The organism is Streptomyces sp. NPDC005402, assembly GCF_040606575.1.
Taxonomy (GTDB): domain Bacteria; phylum Actinomycetota; class Actinomycetes; order Streptomycetales; family Streptomycetaceae; genus Streptomyces.
On sequence record NZ_JBEXFB010000025.1, the window covers coordinates 69,873 to 81,409 of the forward strand.

Consider the following 11,537-nt stretch of genomic DNA (forward strand, 5'->3'; position numbering starts at 1 on the left):
GCCAGCGAAGTGAAGCTGCGCCGCAGGCAACGGTTACTGGAGGCGGCGGCCACCCTCACCTACCGGGACGGCGTCAACATCGGCGTCGAGCCCTGTGCGTGGCGGCGGGGACGAACGCCTGGCAGCAAGCCTGAGGGAGCGCGCCTCCGCTATGCGGCAACTGCCTGCGGCGGACGACGGCCGGTCATCCCGCGAGCAGCTCCTGCACGTCTCACCCATGTGGAATCACAGGCCGGCGCCCCCGAGTTCCCGGGCCGCGCAGGCGAAAGGACGGTGCTCCATCGCAGCCCGTTCTTTCAGGGGCTAACGCTCGGGCTCTTGCGGGCCAGGGGGACAGGACGGGTCCGCTTCGCCCATCCCTGACTGGCGGTCACACAGGCGCAGCGGATGGCGTTCGAAGACCAGCGAGACAACTTCCGCTGGAAACTGGATTCTGACGGATATTCATCATGGCAGGTACATGGCAGCCCGGGATCGCAGGGCATATCATCGCACCGCGCCGGAGGGGCGGTCGACGGTGCGTCCAGCCCTCACCGGACAACTCGTGCCGCTCCTTCGCGTACCCGGCCCAGCCGGGGCCGGATTCCCCCCCACGGATGAAGGAGCAGCAATGCCCCTCGGCACTTGGCTCAAGGCAGGCACTTCCGCCACAGCGCTCGTCCTGGCCATGGCGGGCCCCGCGACCGCAGCTCACGCTCCCGCGGGTGAATCGTCCGCCGCGCAGGCGGCTGCGGTGACCCTTCGCTACGACGACAGCCGCGCCGCAGGCTGGGAGGCCGCGATCGCGGCCGGTGTCGCCTCGTGGAACGCGAACGTGAGCAACGTCCATCTGGTGGAAGCGGCGCCCGGCACCGCGGCCGAGATCGTCATCGTCGCCACCACGGGCTGGCCGCAGGCCACGCTCGGCCCCGTTCGTCCGGGCCGCCAGGTCCGCGTCGAGCTCGGCAGCCAGGCCGTGGACCAGGGCTACAACAAGACCCGGATCGCCGCTCACGAACTGGGGCACAGCCTCGGCCTGCCGGACACCAAGCCCGGCCCCTGCTCACAGCTGATGTCGGGATCGAGCGCCGGCACGGCCTGCACCAACGCCACACCGAACACCACCGAGCGCTCCCGCGTACAGTCCGCCTACGCAGGCGGAATCGCGACGCTCGCGCCCGCTGACGGCCGGACACTCATCGACGCGCCCTGACCACACGGCCATCAAGCGGACATGCTTCCCGGGGATCTCGAGATCCCCGGGACGTAGATCACGACGCCCGCGGCAGGACCACGTCCGCCAGCGCCATCGGCTTCATCCCTGACGGGGCGATGCAGCAACCTCCGCGCTCGGCGTCGCTTCGCCCCCCGGCATCGCCCCGCGGGGTCCGGGGCGGCCCGCCGACGCCTCCTCCCCGGCGCAGCCGGACGGTCACGCTGCCGACGTCGACGCGTCGCTGCCCGGCATTCACGTTGGCCCGGTCCAGCCGACCGCCGACGTCGTACTCGCGGTGCGGGCGTTGCCGGATCAAGAGTTCAGGAGACAACGGCGTACAGCATGGCAGGGGCGTTGGGAGGCGCGGGGCCGATGCCGGCCTCTCAGTCAACGCGCCGCCGTCGCCGCCCTTTACGACACCTGGCGCCCACGCCGATGAACACCGGCTTCGCGTCCTACCCCGACACGATTTCAGCCGCGTGGTCCGCCTGACCTGTCGTCCACCGCGGTACCGGGCACCGCGGTTCACGGATGACAGGGCAGCCGCCTCCGTTCTCGGACGAGGATCCGTTTTGGTGCGTGCGCGGATGTATCAGGGCCTCAACCACCGAGTGGGCCGGGCCGGATGGTGGAGCCGCTGCACGCCGAAGCGCCAGCCGGCTGCGGTCACTCCGCACGGCCGGGTTGGAAGGCGTGCAGCACATCACGGCCCGGCTGGACGATTCCGTAACTGTTCTCCGGTACTTCGTTCCAGGCTCCGGCGAGTTCGCCGAGCGGTTCCGACACGACGAGCCGGGTCTCATCGGAAATGTCCTGAAGGAAGGCGGCATCCGGGTGGAGTGCGCGCAGCGTGGCGACCTCGGTGCTGAAGTACAACGACCGCGAGCGGCCTTCGCTGGAGTAGCGGAAGCACCACACGCGCTCGCCGTCGGCCACAGCGATGGTCATTTGGAGCGGATGCTGAACACCACGGGAGTGCCCCATCTCCTCGATCAGGCTCGCCATGCGCGCCACAGCACCGGGTGGATCCTCCTCCAGACCGAAAGTGAGCGCCAGGCAGAACATGAGCTCGGAGTCGGTGGACCCCTCTATGTCGGGGTACAGCGCGGGATCGACGGCCACGGCGAGGTCGCGCCTCATGAGGCGGAAGCCGTTGATCATCCCGTTGTGCATCCACATCCAGCGGCCGTGTCGAAAGGGGTGGCAGTTGGACTGCTGCACGGCTGTACCCGTCGCCGCCCGGATATGGGCGAAGAAGAGACCCGATCGAACGTGGTGGGCGACCTCCTGCAGGTTGCGGTTGTTCCACGCGGGGCCGATGTCCCGCACGACGGCCGGAGTGAGGGCCGTGTTCTCGGCGTACCAACCGATGCCGAAGCCGTCCCCGTTGGTCGTTTCCACCCCCATACGGGAGTGCAGGCTCTGGTCGATCAGCGAGTGCGTCGGTTCGAACAGGACTTTGCTGAGAAGGACAGGAGTGCCTGAATAGGCGATCCAGCGGCACATCTTGGACCAGATCCCTTCGATTCCCGGAACGACAGCCGCTCCGGCGTTTTTCGCGCGACGCCACCGACTGGTACCGCGTGACGGCCGACGCCCACGTGACCGATATGTCAGTGCTTCACCAAAAGCTTGAAGGAAATGATCAGCAGACCGAGAAGCAGGTTGACCGAGGCCGTGAGCACCATCAGGCGGCCTGAGGCACCGGCCCGCCGAGCCGCCGCCACTGACCAGCCCATCTGCCCCGCCACGGCCACTGCGAGCGCGAGCCACAGCGTGCCCTGGACGTCGAGTCCCAGCAGCGGGCTGACCGCCACGGCCACAGCCGGAGGGACGGCCGCCTTGACGATCGGCCATTCGTCCCTGCACACGTGCAGGACACCGTGGCGGTCCAGGGGGTGCTGGGCGAGGCGGGCGCCGAACAGCTGGGCGTGCACATGGGCTATCCAGAAGGCCACCCCGCTCAGGAGCAGGAGCACGACCAGCTCCAGCCGGGGGAAGGAGCCCAGCGTGCCGGCACCGATCACCACGGTGGCGGCCAGCAGGGAACCGTAGACACCGCCGGTGTAGTCGGCGTTGGCGCGGTGCTCCCTGCGACGCTCACGGGCAATGGTGGGGTCGGATCTCAACATGGTCCCTGCCTTACGAACGACGTACGTCCCCTCAGTGGTCCCAGGAGGCCGGGCTGCGAACGGCCGGTCGCGGAACCGCGCGGTCGGCGACGACAGTGCGGCCGGCGGCCCGCATCGCCGTCCGTCGGCCACCGAGCTGGGCGGTTGCGCGGAAGTGCGTGACGGCATCGGCGAACCGATCCGTCGAGAACCACTGACGGGATCCTCCCCAGGGCGTTCAGAGCCCGGCAGCATCGCACGGTGCCCACCTCGCCCAGTCGGCCCGGGCCGCGGCGCTCGCACCCGGGTGGCGGCCGGTCACCCTGCCGCCGCTCCCATCGCACCCCAAGCCCCCGATGCGCCACCTCACCCCTCACGGGGGACGGCGCGTGCCGCGGCGGCGCACGTGACGGGCCGACGAGGGGTTCCCGCCCCTCGACACCGAGGCCGCCCCGACCCTGCGAGCCAGTCACCGGAGTTTTCGCCGCCGTGCGGTCACACGAGCCCCATCTCGCGAGCCTGTCGCACGGCGTCACTCCGCCGACTCACTGCGAGCTTCCGGTAGAGATTCTTGAGGTGGGTCTTCACCGTGTTCACCGACACGAAGAGCTCGGCGGCGATTTCTTCGGTCGACATCATCTGGGCCAGCAGCGTCAGCACGTCACACTCACGCTCGCTCAGTCGTTCGACCAGTAGGGGTGGCGGCTCAGCCCCCGCACCGGGCATCGCGTCACCGGGCGTGAGCCATCCGGTGGCCAGTCCCCGTAGCGGTGGCTGCGCCAGGAACGGCGCGATCCATCCGCCGGCTTCCCGGAAGGGCCGACGCAGTCTCTCGCGGCGGCCGGTCAGCAGCGCCTCGGTCAGCAGCCGGTGGGTGACGAGGTCGTCGCCACCCGCGTGGGCGGCCTGTGCCCGCACCAGCATGGCGCGTACACGCAGCGCGGGTCCGATGTTCTGCGTGCCCTGCATCGCGTTGAGCACCCCCAGTGCCGTCAACCGGTCGCCGGTCGCCAGGTGGGCCCGCGCCGCGCCTACCGCACACACCGGCTGATCGGTGTCCAGGTCACGCAGCACTTCCGCGGCCGCGTCCGGGCGGCCTTCGGCCAGGTGGCAGGCTGAGGCGACCAGCGCGGCATGACCCTCCGCCCAGGGAGAGGCGACGTCGGCCGGCACGTCCGTGGCGCTTGCCGCCATCGCGGCCCGTGCCCTGCCCCGAGCCAGCAGCAGCCGGGCTGTCACGAGGGACCGCCCCGCAGCCGTCACCGGGTCCGGCGCCTCACCGTCGGGCATCTGATCGAGCAGCGTCTGCGCCTGGTCCAGTTCGTCGCGCTCGACCGCTACCGCTGCCATGACCAGTCCCCCGAGACCGGAGTCGGCATGCTCGGGCAGGCTGAAGCGTTCCGACTCCGCCCTTGCGGCCGACACGTGGTGCTGGGCCCTGTCCGGCCATCCGGTGAGGTAGTCGATCAGGGCCAGGTGAACCAGTGACTCCTGCCGGGCAAGCGCCGTGGATGCACCCCCCTGGTTGCCCGTGACCACGGTCAGGGCGGCTCGTGCCTCCTCCAGCCGCCCTGCCCACAGCCGCGTCGAACCCACATGCGTCAGCAGCAGGGCGGGCACTTCCGGATGCTCGTCGAGCAGGTGGACGGGAACCTCCCGCTGCAGTTCTATGGCGGCCTGCGCCGCCTGTTCCGCCCTCTGCGGGGAGCCGGACAACCGGGCCGCCAACGCCTCCAGCAGCGCGCAGCTCAGCTGCGCAGCAGGAGGGCACGCGTCCTCGGCGGCGAGGTGCTCCCTCGCGTGGTCCAAACGGGTCAGGCCCCGGTCGACGTCGTGGTGGGAGAGGTCGCGGGCCGCCTGGACAAGGTCCGACTCCGGAGTCGGCGGAAGGGGTTTCATCCCGGCGAACAGCCGGTCCAGGTCATCGGAGGAAAGGCCGGTGAACAGCTGCCCGATCGCCAGGTCGTCGACCAGGGCACGAGCCGTGAACTCCCAGTCACCGGCAGCCGCGCCGTGGGCGACCATCTCCGGCAGTGTCCCGGACCGCCGCAGCCAGTGCGCGGCCCGCCGGTGCAGTTCCGGTTCCAGACCGGGGCTCCGCTCCCGCAGATGGACGCGCAGGATCTCCCGGAACAGCGGATGCAGGCGGTACCAGGAGTGCCCCAGGTCGTCCACGAAGGCGTTCACATGGTGCAGTCCGGCCAGGATGGGCGCGGCATCACGGCGACCGGTCAGCTCGTCCGCCAGGTCGGCGCAGAAACGCTCCAGAACACTGACGCGCAGCAGCAGGTCCTGCGTCGGCGTCGGCTGCCGCCGGAGCACCTCGGCCAGCAGGAAGTCGGCGACCGTGCTGTGGCCGACTTCGAACTCCTTCAGGTAGCGCTCCGGATCCGGGCTCTGGCGAGCGGCCAGGGCGCACAACCGCAGACCCGCCGCCCAACCGCGCATGCGCTCCACGAGGGCGTCGGCCGCCGCGAGGGATACCCGCAGTCCGTGCAGGTCCAGCAGCTCCACGGCCTCCTCGGGCGTGAAGGCGAGCTCGGCGTCCCTGATCTCGACCAGTTCGCCGGCCGCACGATAGCGGTGCAGTGGCAGGAGCGGTTCGGTGCGGGTGACCAGTACCAGGCGCAGTCCCGGCCCGGCGTGGTGCAGGACGAACGCCAGTTGCTCCGAGACCTCGGGCACTGTTTTGTCGTACTCGTCGATCACCACGGTCAGGCCGGTGCCGCTGAGCTGCGCCGTCAGCCGGCTCAACAGGGTGGGGTTGACGCGCCGTGCGTCGGAGGGAAAGCCGATGTCGGCGGGCATCGGCACACCCGCGGTGTGCAGGGCCTTGATCAGATGAGCCCAGAACATGCCCGGCCGCCGGACCGTCTCGTCCACCGTCAGCGAGGCCACCGGCTGCTCGAGGTTCGCGGCCCAGTCGCCGACAAGCAGGGTCTTGCCCGCCCCCGCGGCTCCGTTGACCATGACCAGCGGAGTGGAGAAGGTTTGCTCCAGACGTTCGACGAGCCGGTCACGGCGCAGGAACGTCACTGGTCTCGCCGGCAGGGCGAAGCGGCTCCGCAGAAACGGATCGCCGAGCGGATCGACATTCTGACCAGCAGGATGTCGCGGGATCTTGTCGTCAAGTGCCACTGCTCTCACCACCCGCCGGGTCGCGGAGGCCCTCCACCATCACACCCCCTCGCCCCGCCGCGCGCCACACAGGGACCGAACGGCCCCGATGCGGGTCTCTGGTCCCTTGACCCTCGTCCGCCGACTGCGGCGAGAGCTCCTACTGTCTCGGGGGCCATGGCGCGCCTTCACCCGCGGGGGGTGATGCCCTTGCGACGGCCGGCGCGAAGGCTGAACGCGTGCCGGCCGTACCGGCGCCGTGCCCGAGGGCATGTCCGCGAGTCGGAGGACATCGTGAACGAATATCCGCCCATCGCCGACCACGGCATGATCGGCGACCTGCAGACGGCCGCTCTTGTCTCCTCCAGCGGACGCATCGACTGGTGGTGCACGCCTCGCTTCGACTCCCCCAGTGTTTTCGCCTCACTGCTGGACAGCGAGCGCGGCGGGCACTGCGGTCTCGCGGCGGACCTTCCGTCCGGAAACGGCTCGACGGTCCGGCAGTTGTATCTGTCCGACACGGCCATTCTGGTCACCCGTTTCATGGCGCCTGAGGGCGTCGGTGAGGTAGCCGACTTCATGGTCCCCATCGACTCCACGACGCCCCAGGACGGACACCGCCTGGTGCGAGTCGCCCGCGTGGTCCGCGGCACTCTGCACTTCACGTTCATCTGCCGTCCCCGCTTCGACTACGGCCGCGCGTCCCACGAGCTGGCACTGGCCGACGACAGCACGGCGGCGTTCCACGGCCCGGGCACGGACCTCTGCGTGCAGTCCACCGCCGGCGTCTCGCTGCGTGCCGAGGGCAACGACGTCACCTCGCGCTTCACGCTCGCGGCCGGTGAGGCCGCCGCGATCGTGCTGACCAGTACGGCAGGCGGTGCTTCCGCGCCCCCACGCCCCTCGCTGGAGAGCGTCATCGGCGACCTGGAGGGCTGCCGGTCCTTCTGGCTGTCCTGGCTGCGTTCGTGCACGTATCACGGGCGCTGGCAGGACATGGTCAACCGCTCCGCGATCACCCTCAAACTGCTCACGTACGCGCCCACCGGGGCCCCCATCGCAGCTGCCACCATGGGGCTCCCCGAGCAGGTCGGCGGCGAGCGCAACTGGGACTACCGCTACACATGGGTCCGCGACGGATCGCTTTCGGTCCGGGCTCTGATCGACCTGGGTTTTCAGGAGGAGGCGCAGGCTTTTCGCCGATGGCTACGGGACCGCATCGAGGCCCGGGAAACGCCGGAGGGCAACCCTCTGCAGATCATGTACCGCATTGACGGCGACCCGTACCTCTCGGAGGAAGTCCTGGACCACCTGGAGGGATACCGGGGCTCCCGTCCGGTGAGGGCGGGCAACGCGGCGGCGGACCAGCTTCAGCTGGACATCTACGGCGAGGCATCGGACGCCTTGGTCGTGGGCGGGGACATCGGAGCGATCCGCGGTTGGAAGGCGCTCAGTGATGTCCTGGACTGGCTCGCCGATCACTGGGACCAGCCGGACGAGGGCATCTGGGAAACCCGCGGCGGCCGGCAGAACTTCACCTACAGCCGGCTGATGAGCTGGGTGGCCTTCGACCGCGGGATCAAGGCGGCCCACACCTTCTCCCGCCCCGGCGACACACTCGGCTGGACCAGGGCGCGTGACACGGTGTTCCGGCAGATCGTCGAGCACGGCTGGCACCAGAAGCGCCAGGCGTTCGTACAGCACTACGACACCGAGGTGCTGGACGCCTCCCTTCTGCTGATGCCGAAGGTCGGCTTCATCTCCCCGCGTGACCCCGACTGGCTCAGCACCCTCGACGCCATGGACGAGGAGCTGGTCAGTGACAGCCTGGTCTACCGCTACGACCCCGCGGCCTCCCCCGACGGTCTGCGCGGCTCGGAAGGCACCTTCAACCTGTGCAGCTTCTTCTACGTCGAGGCCCTCGCCCGCAGCGGAAGACTGGCCCAGGCACGGTACGCCTTCGACAAGATGCTCACCTACGCCAACCATGTCGGTCTCTTCGCCGAGGAGATAGGCCCCTCGGGTGAGCAACTCGGCAACTTCCCACAGGCGTTCACACACCTCGCCCTGGTCACCGCGGCCATGGCACTGGACGAGGAACTGTCCGAGCAGGGTGGGAGTCTCCGCGCGGACGGCTCATGGCGCCCGTCGACCCGGGGTCTCAGGGTGCCCACCGGTAGCGTTGCTGGGAGCCCCGGCAGTGGTTGAGTCAATCCCGCCCCGCCAAGCGGCCGGACCAGGACGGGCCCTGGCCGCGCTGGCCCTCGCACAGTTCATCTGCAGCTTCGCCGGCTCCAACATGAACGTGATGATCAACGACATCAGCGAGGACCTGGACACCACCGTCCAGGGCGTGCAGGTGGCCATCACCGTCTTTCTGGTGGTGATGGCGGCGCTGATGATCCCCGGCGGCAAGCTGACCGACCGCTACGGCCGCAAGCGCTGCTTCCTGACCGGCCTCACCGTCTACGCGATCGGCGCTCTGGTCAGCGCGGCGGCCCCGAATCTGGGCGTCCTGATCCTCGGCAACTCGATCTTCGAGGGGATCGGCACCGCCCTGCTCATTCCGCCGGTCTACATCCTCACGACCCTCCTCCACCCTGGCCAAACATCACGCGCCCGCGCCTTCGGAATCGTCATGGCACTGGGCGGCATCGGTGCCGCCGCCGGACCACTCATCGGCGGACTGATCACCACCGGCATCAGCTGGCGCGCGGCCTTCGTCTTCCAGGCACTGGTCATCGCGGTGATCATCTTCCTCAGCCGCCGACTCGACGATCCGCTGCCGCCTGATCCGACCCGCTCGTTCGACGTCGTCGGCGCCATCCTTTCGGCAACGGGTCTCGTCCTCGTGGTCATGGGGATCCTGGCAGCGGACGACAACATCTGGCTCACCATCGGCCTGCTGGTCCTGGGCGCGGGCGTCCTCGCGTGGTTCTTCCACTCGGCAAGCGCAAAGGAAGCCTCCGGAACGGAGCCACTGCTGTCGGTCGGCCTGTTCCACGACCGCGTCTCCAACCTCGGGCTGGCCACCCAGAACATCCAGTGGCTGATGCTCATGGGCACTTCGTTCACGGTGTCTGCCTACCTTCAGACCGTGCGCCACTACGACGCCATCCAGACCGGAGTCGTGTTCACCGCCGCCACACTCGGGCTCCTGGCCACGTCGTTGGCCGCGCACCGGCTGGCCGGGCGGAGGTCGCAGCGCACCCTGATCATGACCGGCTTCATCGTCTGCGACGCCGGCGTGGTCGCCTTGGTCGCCCTGGTGCAAACGATCTCCTCCGCCTGGGCCTTCGTCCCCGGACTGCTGCTGATCGGGCTGGGCCTGGGCGTCATGCTGACGCCGTCGGTCAACATCGTGCAGTCGCAGTTCCCTGAGAGGCAGCAGGGAGAGATCTCCGGCCTGTCCCGCAGCGTGTCGAACCTCGGGTCCTCCTTCGGTACCGCCATCGCCGGCACCATCCTGGTCTCCGGACTGACCACAGGCGCCTACGCGGTGGCCATGATCACCCTGGCCGTCGCAGGACTCGGCGGCCTGATGGCAGCAACGTGCCTCCCCCGCGCACCGGGCACCGGTGCGCGGGCCGCGGCACGAAGTGCAGGTGTACCCGGGCGCAAGACTTGACGGCCAGGCCCCGCCCGTGTGCGGCGGGCCCCTCGTCAGGACCGGATGCCTTTCCGCCGCCCGGACGCGTCCCCGCGCGCCCTGCGCCAGCGAGAACGCATCCCTTCCACCACGCTTTCCCACTCCTGACGGATCTCGTGCTCGGAGGGCCGCCGTCCCTGCCGGATCCGGGTGAGCTCGTCGCCCACCTCGCGGCCCAGCGCGGCCGACGCGACGAGGACGAACATGGCCGCGAAAAGGGCCGAGAGCATCGCGAAGACGCTGCCCACCACGCCGTAGCGGTCCGCGTACGTATTGAACAAGTGCGGCAGGTAGAAGGCTGCACCCCAGGAGTAGAGCGACGTGAGAACGGCTCCGGTGACGCCGAACGGGACCAGTGCACGCAGAGCGATCCGCCTGGCCGACAGGATCCAGCCGGTCCACGTGAGGAACACCGCCGTCACGGCCGCCTCACACACAGCGGCGGGCAGGCCGGCCGCGCTCCCGCCGAGCACCGCGGAAATCCAGCCGCTGACCAGGGCGTAGGCGCCGAGGGTGAGGATCCACCACAGGCCGTTGCGCGAGTTCCGCACGCTGAGCGGCTTCAGTTCCCAGGTCTGCTCGAAGAGCCGCTGCGCGGCGCGGGCGAAGCTCAGAACGGAGATCGTCAGGAAGACCGCGCCGAAGACACCGGTGCTCGCGGTGTCGTTCTGCGCCGGGGAGAAGAGATACGCCACGGCGTCGGCTCCGGCGCCGCTGAGATCGTAGCGCCGGATGATCCGCTCCGCCGCGTCCATGTGAGCGACACTGCCCAGCAGAGCGCCGAGCAGGAGGGCGAGCGGCACCAGCGCCGTGAAGGCGCTGGAGGCCAGCGCCATCGATCGGTCGAACCCCACGATGCGCTGGAAGCGGTTGAGTACCCGCAGGGCGAACGCGGGACGCAGCCAGAACGTCAGCGTCCTGGTCAGACGCTCGCGGTTGATCCCGGCCGTCGCCCTGCCCTCCTAGACGTGCACGAAGGTGAACCGCACGAGCGTAACCGCCGTCGGCGCGCCATCGAGGACGCCACGAGGACGCGGGTTCACTCCGCCGGATCCGGCGCTGAGAGCCGTACATTCACACCTGCGTCTGCCGAACCCCACCGTGTCGTCCACCAGACCCGCGTGTCCGCGCAGCCGGCCAAATCGGGCGCGGGTCACCTGCCCAGGGTGAGGCGGGGTGTGGCCGGAGAGCAGCAAGCTCGGACACGAAGCCCAGGAAGACTGCCATCGGCTGTCGGCAGGAGAGCGGCACATGCGCTACGAGATCCGCGTCGAGGGACATCTCTCGGAGACACTGGCCAAGGTCTTCCCCGAGCTGGACCACGTGGTGATCTCCGATGAAACGGTGCTGTTCGGCCCTGTCATCGACGAGGCACACCTGTACGGGTTGCTGGGCCGCTGTCAGTCGCTGGGGCTGAAAGTGCTGGAGATGCGGCGGCTGCCCGACTGACACCGCCCGGTCAACA

At 69.4% G+C, this 11,537-nt stretch carries 9 protein-coding genes and 1 pseudogene; 5 read left to right on the top strand and 5 right to left on the bottom strand.

Annotated elements, in window-relative coordinates; all coding sequences use genetic code 11:
* Window positions 1–9: 9 nt before the first annotated feature.
* Window positions 10–255, top strand: a pseudogene (locus tag ABZT02_RS36645) (TetR/AcrR family transcriptional regulator); the annotation flags it as partial.
* A gap of 355 nt (window positions 256–610) precedes the next feature.
* Entirely contained in the window at window positions 611–1,192 is a 582-nt protein-coding gene (locus ABZT02_RS36650; protein WP_356025521.1) for a snapalysin family zinc-dependent metalloprotease, read from the top strand.
* Window positions 1,193–1,250: 58 nt separating this feature from the next.
* Here the strand turns inward: ABZT02_RS36650 and ABZT02_RS36655 are convergent, their stop codons facing one another.
* The 4 genes from ABZT02_RS36655 to ABZT02_RS36670 form a co-directional block, all read right to left on the bottom strand.
* Window positions 1,251–1,511: a hypothetical protein gene (locus ABZT02_RS36655; protein WP_356025523.1), complete on the bottom strand. Its 261-nt coding sequence runs from the start codon at window positions 1,509–1,511 to the stop codon at window positions 1,251–1,253.
* Window positions 1,512–1,861: 350 nt separating this feature from the next.
* On the bottom strand, window positions 1,862–2,701 hold the full coding sequence (locus ABZT02_RS36660) for a class II glutamine amidotransferase (protein WP_356025525.1): 840 nt from the start codon (window positions 2,699–2,701) through the stop codon (window positions 1,862–1,864).
* A 107-nt stretch (window positions 2,702–2,808) separates the two neighbouring features.
* Window positions 2,809–3,327 (bottom strand): hypothetical protein, encoded by a 519-nt coding sequence (locus ABZT02_RS36665; protein ID WP_356025528.1) that lies wholly within the window; start codon window positions 3,325–3,327, stop codon window positions 2,809–2,811.
* 474 nt (window positions 3,328–3,801) lie between these two features.
* Window positions 3,802–6,444 carry a LuxR C-terminal-related transcriptional regulator gene (locus ABZT02_RS36670; protein WP_356025530.1) on the bottom strand — a complete coding sequence of 881 codons (2,643 nt, stop codon included), beginning with the start codon at window positions 6,442–6,444 and terminating at the stop codon, window positions 3,802–3,804.
* A 273-nt stretch (window positions 6,445–6,717) separates the two neighbouring features.
* Here ABZT02_RS36670 and ABZT02_RS36675 point away from each other — a divergent pair, with 273 nt between their 5' ends.
* Both ABZT02_RS36675 and ABZT02_RS36680 read left to right on the top strand, forming a co-directional pair.
* Entirely contained in the window at window positions 6,718–8,631 is a 1,914-nt protein-coding gene (locus tag ABZT02_RS36675; protein WP_356025533.1) for a glycoside hydrolase family 15 protein, read from the top strand.
* Window positions 8,624–10,051 carry an MFS transporter gene (locus ABZT02_RS36680; RefSeq protein WP_356025535.1) on the top strand — a complete coding sequence of 476 codons (1,428 nt, stop codon included), beginning with the start codon at window positions 8,624–8,626 and terminating at the stop codon, window positions 10,049–10,051. The genes ABZT02_RS36675 and ABZT02_RS36680 overlap by 8 nt, the downstream gene beginning before the upstream one ends.
* 35 nt (window positions 10,052–10,086) lie before the next feature.
* On the opposite strand, the gene ABZT02_RS36685 is transcribed toward ABZT02_RS36680, so the two are convergent.
* Window positions 10,087–10,926, bottom strand: a complete 840-nt coding sequence (locus tag ABZT02_RS36685; protein WP_356025538.1) for a YhjD/YihY/BrkB family envelope integrity protein — start codon at window positions 10,924–10,926, stop codon at window positions 10,087–10,089.
* A gap of 397 nt (window positions 10,927–11,323) precedes the next feature.
* On the opposite strand from ABZT02_RS36685, the gene ABZT02_RS36690 reads away from it, so the two are divergent.
* A complete protein-coding gene (locus tag ABZT02_RS36690) occupies window positions 11,324–11,521 on the top strand; it encodes a hypothetical protein (RefSeq protein WP_356025541.1) in 198 nt (65 codons plus the stop codon).
* Window positions 11,522–11,537 lie beyond the last annotated feature (16 nt).